The sequence below is a fragment of the Stenotrophomonas sp. 21LCFQ19 genome (genome assembly GCF_056861425.1).
Genome location: NZ_JBSPUF010000004.1, coordinates 227,293 through 246,623, shown reverse-complemented (window position 1 = coordinate 246,623; position 19,331 = coordinate 227,293). Strand labels below are relative to the sequence as shown.

Sequence of the window (19,331 nt, the reverse complement as noted above, 5' to 3'; positions counted from 1 at the left end):
AGAAGGGGCATTTGCTTTCTTGCAGGCAATCATCCGTATTGGTTCAATCACTGCGAATCAAGAGATATGGATTGATTTCTTGGAATTTCTCTATGAAAGAAGCATGCGCCTCGCCCCATTATTTAATGTTGGATAGATGCCTCTTCATAATCCAATATGCCTTGATCTGCATGCTGAGCCAGAAGATTAATAATGGCCTTGTAGTCAGACTCCGGCGGAACATCAACAGAAAAGAACGATGAAATATGACTCAGCTCTGTAGAGCAGCCGTAACTCTCCAGCTCCTCCCGAATGTGCGAAACCAAATCACCGCGATACATTATGACGCGGATCGTTGAGTGGCCGCCCGGAATTAGAATATTTTGAAATACCCACTCATCATTAGCCCAGGACGCACTTACAACATCGCCAAAACTAATTAATTTTGCGTAGAATGGAATATTGTCAATGCGAAATCGTTCTGCACCAATAGGCATAGCCCACAGACCCTCCCAATCAGCAGGTGGATATCCGTCATTATCCTGCTGCAGTTTGAAAGCGATCCTTGTATGTTTGACTTCATTCATGGCATACGATCTTTAGGGGGAACCCAGTCCGTCTTATTGCTCTTGTCAATGTTACATGAACTACACAACACTTGACCATTGGAGGGAGCACCATCTCCGCCTTTCGATTTTGGAATGATGTGATCGACTCTGGTCTCAGCCGGTGAAGTGGGAACACCTCGCTGGCTTTGTTGCGCAGGAGTAGTGTTAATGTTGCAACCTTCGCATTTCGTCTGGCCACCATTGGCCTCTCGATTCGACTGAATAACTTCTTGTTTGCCCGCTCGAGTGAAGCCTTTGCCTGCACGGGGTCCCCCTGACGTTCCTTTGGGTTGCTGCTCTGCCGAATTTCTCAAAACAGCACGGGTACCCAAGGCCAACTCAGGGCCGATCACGGGGGTAATAGCAACAGCGGCAATAGCGACAGGAACGGCCACCGCCTCAAAGGGGGCACGTTCTTCAGCTGTCCACCTCCCGTAAGAATCACCAAATCTCTCAGCTGCCCGTTCCTGTCGGCCATCTGGGTCAGTGAACCGGTACGGGTTATTCGCCGCATACTTGTAACGATTGAACGCACCCACCGGGTTGCTATAGGCCGTCACCGGATCCACCGACAGGAACCTGCCGATCTGCGGATCGTAGTAGCGCTGCTGCATGTAGGTCAGGCCGGTGGCGGCGTCTTCGGCATGTCCTGTGTAGCCTGCGCCATCGCGCGCAGCGCGATTACCTACCCGACCAAATGGCTCGTACTCACTACTTTCAATGACCGTGCGCGAAGCGTTCGTCACTGCCACCGGACTGCCCAGCGCATCCGTGTGCTGATAGGTCACTGTTCCCGTGCCACCAGCTAGCGGCCGCTCAACAGTGGCAACGAGATCGCCATTGAGCATGATGTAGTCCGTCGCTTTTCCGGTGCGGTCATTGCGCTGGTACAACAACTCGCCCGCGTTCGAGTACACCGACCGCAACGATCCTCCTGCATTCCAGGAGCGTACTCGCCGTCCATGGACATCGTAACGGTAGCTCTCGACCGTCGCACCCGCGTAATGGGCAATGCGCAGCCGGTTGCCATAATCAAATGTATGCGTGGTGCCGTTTCTGTTTGCCAGATTGCCTTGCAGGTCGTACGACAGACCAATCACGGACGCGCCAGTGCATCCGCCTGTCTTGACGTTGGTCAGCTGCCACTTGGTGTCGTAACAGTAGTAGTGATCGCGTGCAGCCAAATTTGGCGTCGCCCCTACCGTTACCCGCGTCAGGTTGTCCAGCACGTCGTAGGCGTAGGCAGCGCTGCCAAACATCGTGGACGTAGCTGTCTTTAGCCGGTCTAGCCCGTCATAGGTCATGGTGCGGGTTGCTCGCCCGCCCGTACGACCATCGGTGATCTTGCTGACGTTCGCATTGGCGTCGTACGCATAGGTGTCGTTGAGCACCGCTGCGGCACCACATGCGCCATAGCTGTCGCAGCTCTGCTGGGGCAGGCCACGAGCATTCTGGCTCAGGGTGTGCGTGATAGCGTTCCCGTAGTTGAACTGCTTGACGCCACCATTGGGGAAATAGCTCACACCGGTGGCATATGTTCCTGCTTTGCTGGGCTGCCCCAAGGCATTGGGCGCATAGTCAACCAAGGTGCCAGAGGGATAATTGAGATTGCTCAAATGCCCGTTGGCGTTATAGCCGTAGCTGAAGGTACTGACCAGCTCACCGGGCTGGTTCTGGGTTTCCTGCGTAAGAAGACGCCGCTTGTTGTAGATATAGCTATTAACAACCTGGGAGGCACCTTCAGTGTTGAGCGTGGTAACGCTCAGTGGTAACCCATCGGCCGTATACGTCCAATTCTGATTTCCATTGCCATCAGGGAAGGTAATGGTTTTGAGGCGATTCCGGGCATCATAGGTGCGCGCGATCCGGCGGTTCTGGACGCCGGTAACAAGGCCAGTCTCGTGGCATACGGTTGTCGCCGCGCCCAAACCACCTGCCGACCACGATAGATTGCCCGCGCCGTCATAGCCCATGATTGCTGCGCCGGTCTCTGGCTCAATTACACGGCACAACTCCTGATTGGCGTTGTAGGTATATGAGCGAGTGGCTTGCACCGTATTCCCGCTATTCCCCCGAGCAATGGACGTCGGTTTGCCAAACACATCGCGGGTGATGGTGGTGACCGCCCCTTCCGGATGGGTGATCTTGACTGGCGCGTCATAGCTGGGCTGGTCAAACACCTGGTACCAGGTGCGGGTCTGACCACCACCGGGTACGGTCACAAGCGTATATGCGCCGGAAGCGTCGTTCAGATAGCTGGTGGTCGTGGTCAGCAAGCCCTGCTCGGAATCCTGCGCAACCGAGCGGGTTCGCCCAAGCGCGTCGTACGTGCTCCAGACGCCTTTGTCGGGATTGCTGACAGCAGAAGGATAGGCGGCGAATACAACGCGACCTTCATGGTCGTACTCGTAGCCGATGAAGCGCTCGGTCCCGGCGATATTTCCGGAGTCATACTCACGCACCAACAGCGGGCGCCATAGGGCATCGAAGTAACTGACCTTGACGCCGTTCCCGGTGGTAACCGTTTGTCTCCAGTGACCGGCCGGAATGCCGTACTCAGCTGCAGCCACCTGGACGAACGCCTGAGTCGTCGTCGCCCATGCCGTACTGTCGCCTGTCGGATAGGTCGTGCTGGCCAAGCGTCCCATGGCGTCGTAGCCATAGTTGGTGGCAAAGCCGTTTTCATCGGCTACTTGAGTGATCCAGCCATTGTCGTTCACGACTGCTGACTGGGTCTTGCCATCGGCGAAGGTAATCAGCTGCGGAATTCCGCGCTTCCAACTCGACAAGGTGGTGACGTTGTTGTTGCCATCCTTGACCGTGGCGACTGTGCCGTCGGCGTTATAGGTCAGCGTCTGCTTGAGCTTGCCGAACGACCAGGACTGCAAGGGCAACGCGGTGTTGGCGTCGTAGGAGGTCTGTTCCGCGATCACACCATTGGTTGCTTGGCTGGCCACTTGGCCCAGAACCCAATTGGTGGTGTTGTCGTGGTAGGTGATGGCTGTGGTTCGAGTGAAATTCTGTGCGTGCGCTATAGATGGCCAAGATGCGATCGCTGCGCAAGTAAGCAATTTGATCAGGCAAATGTTGAATCCATTCATGAACATTTAGTGCTCTCTATTGTTTTCCGCAATTGACTGAAGGTCGATCAGTCAAAGTAATCCATCTTCTTTGACATTAATCACGCTTTCCAGAAGGGCCTGTTTGATGCCGTGGGCGGGACATAAAATAATGGTTCTTAGCTATCAAAAAGAACTGGACTCTGTCACTTCTATTGGTCGCGCCCAAGCGTCGAAGCCATCTACGCGTCTCTCAAAAATCCCCGCATCCTGCTGGGTCGCTCTGTAGACTTCAGGCCGGTGAAATTCCGCCTGCCAGGCTGAGTCTGTAGTCCCATAGCCAAATTGCGCGGGATATCCCGCATTGACCATGCTGAGGTCATAGCGGAACTGCTGTGTAGAAAAAATTTGGCTTCCTGCCCCCATCTCAACCTTCAATAGCTTCCCTTCGTTGTAATGAAAGGTGTTGCCGTAGCTGTAGCGAGTCCATGACCCATCGGGGGCTGTAACCGTCGTCTTGCTGCTCCAGGCGCAAGCTTCACTTAAGCATGGTGGTTGATAACACGGATTCTGATTTGCTCTGCATACTGGGTACCTATATGTTACGCCTGGATAAAAATAGAAACTGACATTTGGCGAATAGCTAAACAGCCAGCGGTCAGTGCTTAGCCCGGGTCCGGAAATGATCTTCTCGATGAGAGTGTACGAATAGGCGGAGATATCATATCGATTGACGTCATCCTGCGGATCGTTCCCTGTGCCTGGTGTCGCATTGGAAGGAGTTGTTGTGACATTGGAGCACGATACAGGAACAAAGCTCCTGCCATGTTCAATGAGGCCTGCCTTGAATGAAATAACTGCCCCCGAGGAGTGGGACACTACCCCAATAGGCGTATCCTGAATGTTCTGGGGAATCTCCGGTGACAGGCAGGTGCGCATTATTTCTCCTGGAGCTATGATTTCTCCAGTCTTTATCTCTGCCGTGGTGAATTGAGAAAAGTCATAGGTGGTGCCAGATCCATCCGGATATGTCACCCGACTTAATGAAGTCCGTCCACCCGCAACTGAATTGTAGTCATAACTCCAAGTCCTGCCGTTGGAGACAACGCTCGCAACCCTTGGTCCTGCGTAGTTCAATTTAACAATCCTTCCGTCGATTGATGAAATTTCCGTCAGGCGCCCGGGGGCTGCTTGGTCATTGCTGTATGAATACGCAATCCAGTTGCCAAACCTGTCTTCCACGCGCGTAACAAGAAGCTCGCGATGTTTGCGTTCAAGATACTCGTAGGCGGTCAGCCCTGTGACTGCGTTCGTCGTTGCGCGCTTAAGCTTCGGGCGCGGGTGCGACGCCATCCAGGTAAACCAGTACTTCTTGCCGTTGGGGGTGGTGGCGAGAAATCCTTCGCCGGTGCCATTCGCAATAGTTGGCGTGCAGGACACTCGTGTCATGCCATCGGAAGTGGTCCAGGTATGGGTGCCTCCACTTGTTGGGCTTGCTACGTCTGCAAGCCTCAGCAGTGGCTCTGCCCCCCCACCAAGATCGATGGACAACCCGTTGAAATAATCACCTTGATGGAATCCTGCGCTGTATCCCGGGCCAGTAGCATCCGAGCATCGCTTTGAAGGATCGGAGCCCCCTGATGTCCAGTTTGGCGCGAATTCGCCACTTATCTTTGGCATATCAAGAGCCCAGTCAGCGAGCATTTCGGTTGTTTCGAGTTCCTTTCGATTTATTAGCGTGTAGGAACGCTGCACTTCAATCGACATATCTTGTGGGCCGGGAATGCTCAGATCCACTACGCTGAATGATAGGCCTCCATTGGAATAGGCGACCCTGTCGCCGGCCAGGTCAGGCCCCAAGGTCGGGATGCTTGAGCTGGCCTTCAAGCGGTCTGCAGCCTCTTCCCACGCGAACCTTCCTTGATTCTGTGCCACCGCCGCATCGGGCAGAAGTGTAAGCAATGCAGTTATAGTGACTAGGCACGTTTTCGAATTGAGCTTCATATATACCCATGAAGAAATTTCAGGTAAGAAATTGGTGGGGCAAGAGGAAAAACTCTTTGTATGACCTGTAGTCTGCTCCCAAGTGGGCTGGCTGCTAACGTACTTCACAAAAAGGCCTGGCCACTTCCGAGATCGATGCTCGCAAGGCAGTCAGATATGCGGCACAAAGGCCATCGTCGTTGTTGCTATCCCCATTATTCCCGCCTTGAGTCAGGCCAGTTTCCACGGATTCGGTCGCAGCGTTTTCCCTTTCTTCGGCTGCTGTCGCATCTGACGCGATGGATAGGTCGGAATTCCATAACTCTGCGTTATCGGGTGAAACAGCAGCAGGCTCGTTGAGGGTGCTCGGGACGCTTTTCTTCGGCTCTTCGGACGTTGCGGTTGTTTCGTGGCTGTCAAGGGCCGGCTTGGTTTCGATTCGCTGACGAAACTCGTCAGGTGCAAGGGAATCTGCTGAAGTTCCGTCCCTCCCAAAAAATCCCGGTGCTTCTTATTCACCCTGTCCCGGCTGGTCGCCTACGAGCCATATCCAACCGAAAGCGGCAACATGCAACGCCACAGAGATGGCTGCAGCCATGCTTCGATCACGGAGGTCCCCACTACCGCTTGTTGCCGCATCCTTGGACATGAACGGAGTGTAGTCATAGATATAAATGGGTGCATGACGCGATGCCGCATGTTGGGAGGGACGATATGCGGGTGGCGTGTTACCGCCCCCCCCCCCGGAGGCTTCGAGTTGATCCGTGCAATCTCGATGTCATTGCAAAGCGATCTTGATTTGCGAAAGCGTGGGAGCTTGGTCGTCGCCCCTTGTGGGGGTTACTGATCTCTCTGCAGATACAAGGTCAATCCCATGCAGGGGTTTCAGATCCAGCTCCAAACCTGCGCCGCCAGCGGCACCCACCAAGCTGCTGTCGCTGGTCCGTAAACCTGAGTGCAGGTGCCATGGCATTGCTGGATTGCCTCTTGGGCAGGGGCGAGATGCAGTGGGGCTACTATGGTCGCTCCCATGGTTCGGCACATACAGGCGCCCACGACGCGATCCTTGCTTTGTGACCTGGTGGCTACACTAGCAAGATCAGTCCTCGGACCTGGGCCTCCCGCACTTCATAGAGACGCTCTAGGGGCTGATAGGCTTCGACTTGGAGCTTGGTCAGTTGGACATGCATTGAACGGGCTTCTGTTAGTTGGCTTACCGCCAAGATAGGACGCCGACGTAGGCCGAGGCTGGATGCGGATCGTCCGCGTTTGGTGGCCTGGGGTAGCGATGCTGCGAGGTGCTCGGCTACCTGTGCTTTCGGTTGTCCCGGTGTGCGGGCTCGTTGATAAGTAAGCGGTGTCGTTGCTTTGCTCCTCCGGCTCCATAGGTAGACTGATCCTGCTTTTCGCTCGGCGACCACTCGGCGGGTGCAGGCGAACGGCTGCAAGTGCAGCAAGGGGCGTTTTGCGTGACGCGGGCAACAGCGCTATGCTCGGTTCACCGTGTGGGGCGGTAGCTCAGCTGGGAGAGCGTCGCGTTCGCAAGCTGGCCGGTAAAAGCTGAGAACATCTCGCGGATCAAAAACTAGACCGACGCCCGCTCATCAGCGGGCGTTTTGCATAAGGCGGTCGGGGAGGGCGAGCGAGTCGCCGACACTTACGCTGACTTCTAAGATAAAGCGTCAATGCAGATGAGGACGAGGACCAGCCTCATTGGCATGCGCTGGTCTCGTTGATGGCTTGAGCCTGTAAGCGTCGCATGTGCAATGCGTCTGGCGAGTGAGTGGGTATCCTTGCGGATCAGTAGGTTAGTCAATGGCGGAGGAAATGGAAGCCGGTGGCAAGCCGGTTTCCCTTTTGCGAGCGCGGACGCTATGAGCCGATCTCTGCCACCACTTGCTGCAGCAACACCGCGCCTTTCTCCAGCGCCTGGCTGCTGGCCTTGTTGCCAAGATTAAGCGCTATTTCTTACCTCTCGTTCGGATTGCTCAGATCGACACAGAATTGAACTCTTCGGCCTGGGTTCCATCCATCCCAATGAACATCGACCGCAGTCCAAAGGAGCTGGGCACCTTCAGTCTGCGCTCCCTAAGACAAAATGGTACGACCCATAGCCGCATTCCTCTGATCTTCGGAAAATCAAACACAGGCAACGGATCGGCGAAGGCATCGGTTCTGGGATAGATCAGTATCACATCACCAGCGCCGTCGAGATAACTCAATCCATACGCCTGCAACTGGTAAAAGTCAGCCTGGGACAATCCGTACTTGTCTGTTCCGTTCGCCCTCAGGCCATCCAGCAGCTTCCACTTAGTGTCGAGCACCAGAAGATCTCGTTCCGAATTTCGGACCAACAAGTCCGGCTTAAGCCGAAACCAACTCTGTTCGCGGTGGCGAACCAAGTGATGACTACGTGCTTGTGTCTTCAGAATAAGTGGCGCAGTCAGCTGCCGTGAAAGATGCTTGGCCACATAGGCTTCAAATACAGCCTCCATCGGAAACAGCAATGATGGGGCATTGTGGCGGCCAGAGCCTGTCAGCGGTGATTCCTCATCCAAGATGAGGCGCGCCCATGCCAAAGCATCGCTGTAGTAGCTCATCCCGCGATCGAGTCGTACCTGCAGGAAATCGATCCGTGTTTGCGTGGAAGGTGGAACATCTGCAAATACGAAATCCAGCTCTCGGGCCAACTTCTGGTTAGCCTGCGTCCCCGTCAGAAGCAACACGCGCCGTAACGCCGCGTGGACTAGTCGGTTTTCCGGTCTGTCCGTAGAAAACTCATCGTGCTCGGTGAAGAACCGGTCTGCCCTAAACATGTTCTGCCGCAAATGTGGCGACACCAGGAGCTTGCCACGCAAGGCAAACAAGTTGTCCTGCCGCTGGCGATAGTCACTCCGAAGTCCCCGCTTGACGATATGCTCGACAGTGCGCAGAAACTCACTGATGAAAATTTCCAGTAGCGGCATCCGGGCGGCGGATAGCTTGGCGCTGTCTGTCAGCACATGCCGAAATCCATGCAAACAGCACAACATATCAATCAGCAACTGACGCGCCTCGACTGGTCCCCCACCGATGGCCTTGCCGACTTTAGGCAGCACCTCAATCTGGTATCCGTCCGGCGCGCGAATGACGCCGACAAAGCTGGTTACCTGAATAACGCGGCGCCCACGACGCTGTGCCCAGCGCAGCCAGGCGGCATCTCCCGCGTCCGCAACGCGCAAGCATTGGTTCTCAAGCCAGCCAAATACGCTTGCCGGAACCCGATGCACACCATCGATACCCGAGAAATCTTCCCCAGCTGATGCGAGGGCGTCAAACTCGTAAATCGTCAAGCCACTCATCAGGCTGGTAGCGTCTGGTAGATACCGATGTAGGCGTCTGGGTTGGTGAAAGACGCATCCTGAACCACGTAGCGCTGCTTGGTGGCATAGCTGTCTAGCCCGTGATCGCTGCCGAACAAGCGCGCCAAGTCCTCTTCGTGATCCTGGCTGTCAATCACAAACCGCGCCGCTTCGGGCTTCTGGTTATCTGCCAGCACAAGCCGGATTTTTTGCCAGTCTTCAAAGAAATACTCTTCGAGCAATGGGACGATGCGATTGCTGAAGACCTGCGACAACGCCACCAGCCTTTCATCGCCATCAGGCACTTCCGCAAGCGATGTGAAGTAAGCATGACCAATGCAATGGTCTCGGTCGTAAAGTGCTTCGACGCGCTGATTGATAACCGACAGCATTCGCGGGATATTGATCACATGCCCGCCCAATGTCACCCGTAGGTCAAAAAGTGGCGCACCCGCCTCATCACGAGCATCAGGCAGCACGGGCACAAAGTCGAACCTGCGACGCAACGCTGTATCAAGCAGGGCCAATGATCGGTCTGCCGTGTTCATTGTGCCGATGATGTCAACGTTAGAGGGTACCGAGAAGGCTTCGCCCGAGTACGGCAATGTGACAGAGATGGCGTTTTCCGCACCCTCGCGCTTGTCCTGTTCGATCAACGTGATCAGTTCGCCGAATATCTTGCTGATATTGCCCCGGTTAATTTCGTCGATGACCATGGCAAAGCGCTGATCCGGTGCTAGGCGCGCCTTGCGACACAGATCTTTGAACGCGCCAGGTCGTATTTCGTACTTGATAGCACCCGATTCAGTATCGTCGTCCAGCACTGGGCGTAGGCCTTCCACGAATTCCTCATAGCCATATGACTGGTGGAACGTGACAAAGCTGTAGTGACGGAGGATTTCCGAAGACTGAGCGCCAGCCTGGTATTCCTTGAGCAAGGCGACGAGGTCGGCACAGGCGTCCTCCCATTCACCCGCGAGGTGCCAGACACGCTCGTCGCTCTTGTCGAACACCTGCGGGCTAAAACGCAGCTTCTGCTTGACGGTCGTGGACTCATCAACCGTGCGCTGCTGCAGCGTCGTCCAGATTGTCTGCCGCACGTTGTCCCTGCGGCCTTTGGCCGTGGCCAGCGCATCGATGAAGGGGTGCGCTAAAAGCTGGCTCACGTTGGCCTTGCCGCCAAGGTCAACCAACGCCAGAACAGCAGCTTCCCACCACTTCAGCGGAACAATCCTGTCAGCGATAAATTGGCTCTGCCATTCTACCGCCGACACCGAGGTCGTCGCCTGCTCATAGTCCCGCCGCAGCAATTTGGAAACCTCGTAAGTCTTGCCGGTCCCGGGCGGCCCATAGTAAATGCGATTGAAGGCTTGCGTGACGACTGCATCCATCGTTGGCTCCTCGTCATCGGATTCCTCGTCGGACTCAGTGGGGTCATCCCGAAGTTGGTCAGGCCACAGGCCTGGGCGTTCGGTTTCCAACACCAACCACTCGTCCAGCATTTCACGCTCGGCGACCAAGGCGGCTTCAATTTTCGCCACCAGATCATCGGTCAGTAGTTCCCTGTTCAACTTGGGCACGGCACCGACATCACGTGTCCAGGATATCTTTCGGGTGCGGGAGCCACGGATCACACCGAGCACGCCGATCGCACGCTCACTGCCAGGGCTCTTGCGGCCAAAGCGCACCTGAATCCCTTTGCCCATGTGCCACCAATCCAGCCCCGCCGCGTGAACGGCTCTGGATAGTCGGCAAAACGTAGCCACGTCCTGCGCCGACCAAGAAGCCCGGAAGGTTTTGAAGGCGGGCTTGCCATCGAAGTGCTTAAGCAGGTCTTCGTCGCTGAGCTTTTCACCCAAATCCAGCTTGGTCACTACCTCGTCATAGCGGACCCGGAATTTTCGAATGGCCTCGACGCTCCAGTCGGCCAATTCAGCCAGCGATTTGCCCAGCCCTTCTGACATCGAAAGCATGGCGACAATGGGCGACGCGTTGTCGTAGCCGCCGCGCAGTGCAAGGTAGTCACGACGAACGGGCGCGCCATCTTCAAGCCCGACCGTATCGATCTTGACCACAAAACCATGGACCGCATCGATCCCTACCGTATAAGCTAATTTCTTGGGGGAATCCGCTGCCGGATAGATACGCGCCCAGTTATAGGCGGCAAAGTTGTTGCCCTGATTTGTCGGGCGCTTGCGACACTCAACGTACCCCAAGGGAAACAGCTCGACCTTCAGCTTATTTGCCCACTCCTCAGTGATCTCGTAGGCTTGCTTCAAGGCGTCATAGGCTCGCTTCTGCTCAGGATTAGAGGCGTCATGCTTTTGCCCCTTCCACTTGTTCAGCAGTTTGAAGTGGTCACTGGTGAAATAGTCCGCCATGTCTTCTTATATCCCCTCAACATCGATTCCGTGTTCGGCCAGCCAGGCCTTCCGCTGCGCATAGTCGGGCATTGCGCGCTCAACGAGCAGCCAGAAGGCAGGGGTGTGGTGTGGCTCGTGCAGATGGGCGATCTCGTGCACCACCACATATTCTGCTATACGGGCTGGCAGTAAGATGGTCTTCCAGTGGAAGTACAGCCAGTCGCCCTTGCCGCAAGAACCCCAGCGATAACCGAGGTCCTGCACCTTTACGCCGGCAGGCGCCACCTCCATGCGTGACTGGTAGTCGGCCACCCGGGCCGACAGCCAGAGGCGAGCCCTTTCGCTATACCAGCGGATGAAGTGCTCCCGTGCGCCTGCCTGCGCATCGCGGTGCAGCGCAAAGCGGCCATTCACCAGCTTCAGGGGCGCGTCTTGCTCATCCACCAATTTCAGCCGATGGCTGCGCCCCAGATACAGGAAGCCCTCGCCGCCAACGAACTCTTTGCGCGGCACCTTGCGTTGCAATCGGTCCTTCTCGGCAAGCTTGGTATAGATCCAGAAGCGCTTCTCGCTGACAAAGTCACGGAGTTGGTCGATGCCAACTTCAGGCGGTGCGCTCAGAATCAGTTCCCCCGTTCTTTCCACGGTGATTTGCATTGTCCGACGCCGGGCACTGCGCCGTATCGTGAAGAGCAAGTCGTCCACCTGGAAGCTAGCCTCTGTCTCTGTCTCTGCCTCGGTCGCAGGGGTGTCCGCATGGTGGCGGATAGATTTCAGGGTTGCCAGCATGGCTCTACACCTGCACCAACTTGTCGTGACTGGCGCGTGCCTGCTCCATCAACTTGTCCGCCAGCACGCCCGCTTTGTCGGTGTCCACCAACGGTGGCCGCAGGCGCATCAAGTGCTCGAACAGTTGCGTGTTCAGGTCTTCCTGTGCCGCACGTTTATGGGGGCTCCAGATATCGCGGTTGCTTTGCAGCTCCTGCACCAGCAGATCCACCAGATCCACGGTCACATCCTTCAGTCGCAGCGACTCGGCTGCCGTGGGTGCCTGGCCAGCACACACCACGTCCAGCACGGTGCGCAGGAAGGGCGCGCAATGCTCGGGCAAGTCGCTCGGTGCATCGGCGCTCCCCGCCTTGCCCGTGCGCAGCTCGTCGATGATCTTCTGCAGTTGCGAGATCACCTCGGTCCACTTTTCGCCCAGTGTTTTGAGAATATCGTTCAAGTGCTCTGAGAGCTTGCGATACAGCACCGGGTCTTCATCGGTGTGCTTGCGGATGTGCGAGCGAATTGCGTGTTCCATTTCAGACGCCTTGGCACGGTCGTTCGCGGCCCGCGCAACGTGCGTGTCGAACTGGGCATCGGTCAGCTGAATCGGCGGGATCTTGGGGTCAATACCCAGCGAGATCACATGGTCGTCAATCAGCTTGCGTACTTTGGCGCCGACATCCTTACCTAGTACCGGCGTGTCCTTGTAGCGGTTGCGGGCGCGGGCGTAGATGTAGGCCAGGCGCTTGGCGTCGCCGGAATAGGGCAATCCTTCCGGCCGCGGCAACACTGTGTCGAGCGATCCGAGGAAGGCCTTGAGCTTGACGGCAAATTCGGCGCGCAACTTCTCGCTACCCAGCGCCTCGACACAGGCTTCGGTGTCCTCCAGCGACTCGATGCCGCGCCGGCGGAACAGATCCACCACGCGCAGATGCCGGTCGCGCAGTACCGGCACCTCGTCCTTGAGGCTGGCCAGCGCGCCTTCCACGTCCTCATCGGCGTAGGCCGCCAGCGCCTCCTTCAAGTGCTGTGCCACGCCGTAGTAGTCCACTACGATGCCGCAACGTTTGCCGAAGCCGGTACGGTTGACGCGGGCAATCGCCTGCAGCAACTCCGCCTCGCGGATCGGGCGATCGAGATACATCACGCCCTCAATCGGCGCATCAAAGCCGGTGAGCAACATCGACTTCACCACCAGGAAGGCCAATGGGTCGGTCTTCTCTGGCTTGGCATGGAATAGCGGCTTCTTGAAGCGCTTGATCAGCTGCTCGTGTGCAGCCCCGTCAGTCCATTGCTTCCACGCTGGGTCATCGTTGTTGCTGCCAGAAATGATGGGCGCGAACTCAATGCGCGCCAGTGTGTCGCGCCAGCGCCAAGCCTGCACTAACGCCTGCATGCTCACAGGACGCTGACATAGCGCTTCGTCATCCAGCGCCTTGTCCTCGGGCGAGAGCGCGTTGGCCTCGGCCAGCAACTCATCGCGGGCTGATCGCAAGGCTTCGAAATAACGAATCGCTGCCAACCGGCTATACGCCACCACCTGCGCCTTGTAGCCATTGGGCAGGATGTTGGTCACGTAGTGGCGAAGGATGTCGCGGGCCTTGTCGGCGATCAGCGCCGGGGCGTCAAAGATGTGGCCCTTGGTGGCGTACTTTTTCTTGATCGCCTCCAGCTCCTCCGGCGAGTGCTGGCGGAACAGGTCTTCGAACAGCTCGTCCAGGCTGGCGCCGTCCTTGATTGCGCCGTTGGCCGTGCGGCCCTCGTAGAGCACCGGCACCGTAGCACCGTCGGCCTCGGCTTCCTTGATGGTGTAGCGGTCGATGAACTCGCCAAAAATTTCATGGGTGCGCTTCTTGTCGCCCATGATGATCGGCGTGCCGGTAAAGCCGATGCGCGCGCAGTTGGGCAGGCCCGCCAGCAGGTTGGCGTGCAGGTCGCCCGCCTGGGTGCGGTGCGCCTCGTCCACCAGTACGAGGATGCTGTCGTCCTCGTTCAGCACCTCAAATTTTTCGTCGGCTTTATAAGTAGCCTTCGGTTCTTCCACCTTGGGCAAATCGCCGGCCGTCAGCGGAGTATCACCTGCTGTATCCGGGTCGCGATATTTCTGGATGGTGGCAAAGATCAGCCCTGGCCCTTTGCGCCGCGCCAGCGCTTTCACGCCCGCCGTGCTCTCAGCCACGTCCACCACTTCGCCGGTCAGGGTGGCAGTCACCGACAACTGACCCTGCAGGTCCTTGCGGTCGGTGACGACGATGACCTTGAAGCGCCGCAGGTCAGCTTCCGCGCGCATCTTGCGCACCAGGAACACCATGGTCAGGCTCTTGCCCGAGCCCTGGGTGTGCCAGATGATGCCGCCGCGCTGGTCGTGCTCGCCATGCTGCAGCCGGGTCAGGCCGGTTTTGAGGCGCGCAATCGCCCGGTTCACCGCCCGGTACTGCTGGTAGCGGCACACGGTCTTGATGGTCTGGCCGCCTGCTTGCATGAACAACATGAAGTTCTTCACCACATCCAGCAAATGAGCAGGGGTGAGCAACCCGGCGATCAAGCGTTCCTGTTCGGAAATGGGCGCCTTGCCCAGCGCCTGCGCCACCTCAATCTCGCTGCCTGAACCCTCCGGGCCGACCACCGTTTTCCATTGGGCATAGTGCTCAAAGGCCGCGCCCACGCAGCCCACCCGAGCCTCGTCGAAGCTACTGGCTACGAGCAACTGGTTGGTGGCAAACAGGGGCTCGTTGCCCTCGTTGTCGTCCACCTCAAAGGCGGCCTTGCGCTGGTTGCTGTAGCGCCGCAGCTGATCCACCGCCTCGGCTAGGGGCTCGGGGACGGACGGGCTCTTGCACTCCACTACCACCAGCGGAATGCCGTTCACCAGCAGTACCAAGTCGGGCACGATGAAGGCCTTGCCGCTATTGAAGCCCGGCGGGCAATCGACACGGTACTGGTTGATCACCGTGAAGCGATTGTTGGCCGGGGTGTCCCAGTCGATGTACCGTATCGTCTGGCCGCGTCCACCGTCCCAGCCGGGCAGGCCATCCACAGTCAAGCCTCGGATCAACAAGGCGGTGGCCTTCTCATTGGCCTCCATCAGCTTCTGCGTGCCCAGACGGCTGATGGCTGCCACAGCTTCATCCACCCGCGCCTCGTCCAGCCAAGGGGCACCGTCAGGGCCAAAGTTCAGCGCGCAAAGTTTTTCACGCAGCAGCCCTTCTTGGATCACTTCGGCAAAGTCGGTGCGGCCGGTCACTGCCGGGGCGTCAATGCTGCCTTCAATGTGTGTCCAACCCAGCGCCTGCAACTGGGCTACGAACGGCTTTTCGACATCATCTAGTTCCCGGCCCATCAGGCGCTCCCATCTTGTTGTGCGGCTTCAGCCAGCAACGGCGTGACGCGGACGCGACCGGTGAGGAGGTCGTCCATGAGGCCGGACTTTTCCTGCTTCTGTTTCTCAAGCGCCACCAATTCACTTGCCAGTTTCTGCTCCACCGAGAAGATTCTTTGTGCGATCCACGACTGTTCATCGACGGGGGGCGCCTTGAAGTGCAGTTTGACCAGCTCCGCGCGTTGAATCCCTGTAGCGGTACTGCCGGTCGATCGTTTGACCATCGCCCGCTGGAATTCAGTGTTTTGCATTTGCCAGAAAGCGAAGTCATTCAGCACCATGCCTGGCTTGAATCGAAGATCAATCACGCGCTGACTCAGGATGTACCTAGAGTCATCGGGTATCTGCGCCACGTTGCCAAGAGGTGCTTCCATAGTAAGCAGGACGTCACCTTTACGCACATCACCGCTTGTCATCCACTTGTTATACAAGCGTTCTCCACCGAAGTAAGCCTCGCGACTGACGTCAATACCGCCGGGCTGCACGTTGTTGGCCGAGAGTGCAAGGATGTCGCCGCCACCCCAATCCATCCCGAGTTTCCTCGGAGTGCGGCCACGAAAGTCGATGATGTGCTCGATGGTGTCGCCGAAAACATGGGCATCCCACTCCTTCGGAATCCACCCCAGCGGCGACTCCTTGTAGAGATGCGGTACCTCAGACTGCGGTGGGCGCAGTTCGCCGTTGATGTCGATGCCGCGTGTTAGCAGATCCTGCAGCAGGCCCTGCTTGACGGCCTTGAGCTTGGCGATGATCGCCTCGGTTTCTTGGATGGCGATGTCGAGGGTGTCGAGAATCTCGGAGATCTTCAGTTTCTCGTTCGGCGACGGGCTGGGCACTTTGATGGCGCCAAACTCAGCACCAGAAATTTCCAAAAAAGTGGTTCCCGATGCGCGACGCACCAGTTCGGATTTCACCTTTTCAAAGAGGTGGAAGTAGTAGCTGGCCTCCTCGGGTCTTTTGAATACAACGGACTTGAAGCCCTGGTTTGTTGCCATGGGCACCGCATTGATAACGCGGGCGCCCAGCGTGGCTCGCGTTGTTACTAGCAGTGACCCGGCCGGTAGCAGATTCGCGCCGCTACCTGCCAGGCCCGATGCGCTGATGTAGTCGTTCGTATCGTGGAGCAGCTTGGCCTCTCCGCCACTGACTTCGCCCGGCGTTACCCATGGGATTGACCCCCGCCAGAAGGATGGCACCTCGCGTGACGGTGTGCCGCCGCCGACAACGGCCCCAATGTGAGTGATCTCCTTCTGCTCCCAGTCGTTAGGCAACTGCTTCAGGAAGGTGCCGTATTGGTGGCGGGGTAGGACATTCACTGGCTCAGACATACTTGAGCCCCTTCAAAAACTCCTGCAACGCCTTAGACGCTTCATCCCGCTTGCCTTCGATCTCGGTCAACGTCACCCGGTACTTATCCCACCAATTTTCGAACGAAGAGACAATTTTCTTGCGTTGCGCGGCCATGTAGTGCTCGACGATGGCCCGCATGTCGTTGTGCAGGATGGTCAGCAGCAAGTCAGCGGCAGCTTCCGTCGTTAGTCTGTCAACAGCCGCGCCGATGTGTTGCTTGAAGCTGTCGTTCTTGGCCTTGAGCTGCTTCTTGACGGCGGTGAGTTCCTTTTTCCAGGCTTTGAGCTGGGTTTCGTCTACGGCGTTCTCTTCGTCCGCATCGTCCTCTGCTGCCTCGGCGGCTTCACCATCCCCGCCCTCGGCATCTTTCGGGCTAGCGGCCTTGATCTGGCTGTCCAGTTCGGCCTTCTTGGCTTCCAGCTCGGTGATGGCATCCACGAAATCACTCATCAGGAACTTGACCAGCTTGTGCTCCAGCGGACTCTCCTTGCTGGCCTTGTCTTCCAGGGCGGTGACGATGCTGGTGCGCCAGGCGTCGGCCACGCCCTTGGCACCGCGCGCCATCAGGGTGAGGAAGTCGTACTTGGTCTGGTACCAGAAACCGGCCACGATGCCGCGCACATGGAAGGGGTCGAGCAGGCCGATGGCCTCCAGACTCTGGCTAAAGCTGGCCAGCAGGTCGTTGCGCAGTTCGACAAGGCTGGCAGCGTTGTCCATCTGCCCTGAGAGTGCGGTAACGCGGGCGCTGTGGTCTTTCCACCATTGCTCGAACGCGGCGCGGACGGCAGCTTCCTTAGCGACCAGGCTGGCATTGGTTTCGATGGCCGGCTTAAGCGCTTTCCGGGTATCGAGGGTGGGCGCGAAGTCGAAATACTTGGCGTCGCGCTCCACCAGCAGGTCAATCGGGTTCAGCCCGTGGGCGCTGAACAGTCTGGCTTTGTCGGCCACCTCGGCCTTGGGGATGCCGCCCACAAGATGGGCGCGGACGTCGTGCGGCTCGGGTGTGGGTGCGTTGTCGGCGTAGCGGCGGATGTTGAGGTTGTAGTCGTTGGCCTTGAGCGTGGCGTTGTCCACGATGGCCGAGAAGCCATCGATGGCACGGAATTCGTCGAAGGTGGTGACTATCTTCTCGATATGCTCAGGCAGTAGGTAGTTCTGGGCGCGGCCTTCGAAGAACTCGCGGTCGGCATTGATGAACAGCACCTTCCCCTGACGTTCGGCGGGCTTGCCGCTGACACGGTTGGCGCCGTTCTGCACACGCTGGCGCAGTACCAGAATGCAGGCCGGAATGCCGGTGCCGTAGAACAGATTAGGCGCGACGCCGATGACGGCTTCGAGCAGGTCGTCCTCAATGATGCCGGCGCGGATGGCTTTTTCCTCGCCACCGCGGAACAGCACGCCGTGGGGCAACACCGTGGCCACCATGCCGCCGTCGCGGGTGACGGCCAGCATGTGCTGCAGGAACATCAGGTCGGCTTTCTTGGCGCCGAGTGGCACCTGGCCGTAGGGAAAGCGCTCAACCTCGAACTTGGGCTTCCAGGCGGCATTGCCGTCGGCATCCTTCTCGGTATTGCCCCAGTGGATGGAAAACGGCGGATTGGTGAGCACGCGGTCGAAGTGCATCAACTCACCGCCCTCTACGTGCTGCGGCTCGGCCAGGGTGTCCTCGTTTTGCAGGTTGGCGGTGCTGATGCCGTGCAGCAGCATGTTCATCTTGGCGATGGACCACACGGTGCCGTTGAACTCCTGCCCGAACAGGTTGGCCTTGCGGCCGTCTTCGCCGTGCTCGTCGATGTATTCTTTGGCGGCGATCAGCATGCCGCCGGAGCCACAACAGGGGTCGTAGATGTCGTGCTTGAGCTCGGGCTTGATGAGCCGCACCATCATCCGCACCACCGAGCGCGGGGTATAGAACTCGCCGCCTTTTTTGCCCGCCGAGTCGGCGAATTCGCCGATCAGGTATTCGTAGGCCGCGCCCAGCAGATCGGGGAACTCGAAGTCTTCATTACGCAGGCGGTGCAGGCTGAAATGGGTGATGAGCTGCTGCAGCTTGATATCAGGGATCTTGCTCTGGCCGATCTTGCGGGTGAAGTCGATGTGCTCCAGCACGTCGTACAGGCTGACGTTTTCGCCTTCGATCCCGGCCAGGGCCTTGCTCAGCAGGCTGCCGACGTTGGCCTGGCGCGAGTTGTCGAGCAGGTAGCTGTAGCGCGATTCCTTGGGCACCCAGAAGTAGCCGTCCTTCTTGTACCAACGCTTGTTCTCGGCTGAGGCTTCCGCCTCGGCGGGCGTCTTGCCTACATCGATTTCAAGCTGGATCACTTCGGCGCGGCGCTGCTCGAACACGTCGGAGCAGCGCTTGAGGAACAGCATTCCGAAGATGTATTCCTTGAACTCGGAGGCATCCATCTTGCCGCGCAGGATGTCGGCGGCTTTGAAGAGGTGGCGCTCAAGCTGTGGCAGGGTTAAGGGCATGTAGGGAATCCAGTCAAATTCGG

At 57.7% G+C, this 19,331-nt stretch carries 9 protein-coding genes; all 9 read right to left on the bottom strand.

Annotation, left to right across the window (positions count from 1 at the left end):
- Positions 1–122 precede the first annotated feature (122 nt).
- Positions 123–566 carry a DUF4265 domain-containing protein gene (locus tag AC13FW_RS06755; protein WP_482988599.1) on the bottom strand — a complete coding sequence of 148 codons (444 nt, stop codon included), beginning with the start codon at positions 564–566 and terminating at the stop codon, positions 123–125.
- On the bottom strand, positions 563–3,688 hold the full coding sequence (locus AC13FW_RS06750; protein ID WP_482988598.1) for an RHS repeat-associated core domain-containing protein: 3,126 nt from the start codon (positions 3,686–3,688) through the stop codon (positions 563–565). The genes AC13FW_RS06755 and AC13FW_RS06750 overlap by 4 nt, the downstream gene beginning before the upstream one ends.
- A 144-nt stretch (positions 3,689–3,832) precedes the next feature.
- Positions 3,833–5,758 carry a hypothetical protein gene (locus AC13FW_RS06745; protein ID WP_482988597.1) on the bottom strand — a complete coding sequence of 642 codons (1,926 nt, stop codon included), beginning with the start codon at positions 5,756–5,758 and terminating at the stop codon, positions 3,833–3,835.
- Between the two features lie 1,859 nt (positions 5,759–7,617).
- Complete coding sequence (locus AC13FW_RS06740; protein WP_482988596.1) at positions 7,618–8,961, bottom strand: McrC family protein; 1,344 nt, start codon at positions 8,959–8,961, stop codon at positions 7,618–7,620.
- Positions 8,962–8,969: 8 nt separating this feature from the next.
- Positions 8,970–11,351, bottom strand: coding sequence for an McrB family protein (locus AC13FW_RS06735; RefSeq protein ID WP_482988595.1), 2,382 nt, complete (start codon positions 11,349–11,351; stop codon positions 8,970–8,972).
- Positions 11,352–11,357: 6 nt separating this feature from the next.
- The gene (locus AC13FW_RS06730) at positions 11,358–12,122 is read right to left on the bottom strand and encodes a M48 family metallopeptidase (protein WP_482988594.1); all 765 of its coding nucleotides are present in this window, start codon (positions 12,120–12,122) and stop codon (positions 11,358–11,360) included.
- A 4-nt stretch (positions 12,123–12,126) separates the two neighbouring features.
- Entirely contained in the window at positions 12,127–15,444 is a 3,318-nt protein-coding gene (locus AC13FW_RS06725; protein ID WP_482988593.1) for a type I restriction endonuclease subunit R, read from the bottom strand.
- On the bottom strand, positions 15,444–16,811 hold the full coding sequence (locus tag AC13FW_RS06720) for a restriction endonuclease subunit S (RefSeq protein WP_482988592.1): 1,368 nt from the start codon (positions 16,809–16,811) through the stop codon (positions 15,444–15,446). The genes AC13FW_RS06725 and AC13FW_RS06720 overlap by 1 nt, the downstream gene beginning before the upstream one ends.
- Complete coding sequence (locus AC13FW_RS06715; RefSeq protein ID WP_482988591.1) at positions 16,804–19,308, bottom strand: type I restriction-modification system subunit M; 2,505 nt, start codon at positions 19,306–19,308, stop codon at positions 16,804–16,806. Before AC13FW_RS06715 ends, AC13FW_RS06720 begins: the two co-directional genes overlap by 8 nt.
- Positions 19,309–19,331 lie beyond the last annotated feature (23 nt).

Bases quoted from the DNA above. Each gene is read 5' to 3' on its own strand.
- AC13FW_RS06750 (WP_482988598.1), bottom strand. From the start codon at position 3,688: ATGAATGGATTCAACATTTGCCTGATCAAATTGCTTACTTGCGCAGCG.
- AC13FW_RS06725 (WP_482988593.1), bottom strand. From the start codon at position 15,444: ATGGGCCGGGAACTAGATGATGTCGAAAAGCCGTTCGTAGCCCAGTTG.
- AC13FW_RS06720 (WP_482988592.1), bottom strand. From the start codon at position 16,811: ATGTCTGAGCCAGTGAATGTCCTACCCCGCCACCAATACGGCACCTTC.
- AC13FW_RS06735 (WP_482988595.1), bottom strand. From the start codon at position 11,351: ATGGCGGACTATTTCACCAGTGACCACTTCAAACTGCTGAACAAGTGG.
- AC13FW_RS06715 (WP_482988591.1), bottom strand. From the start codon at position 19,308: ATGCCCTTAACCCTGCCACAGCTTGAGCGCCACCTCTTCAAAGCCGCC.
- AC13FW_RS06730 (WP_482988594.1), bottom strand. From the start codon at position 12,122: ATGCTGGCAACCCTGAAATCTATCCGCCACCATGCGGACACCCCTGCG.
- AC13FW_RS06755 (WP_482988599.1), bottom strand. From the start codon at position 566: ATGAATGAAGTCAAACATACAAGGATCGCTTTCAAACTGCAGCAGGAT.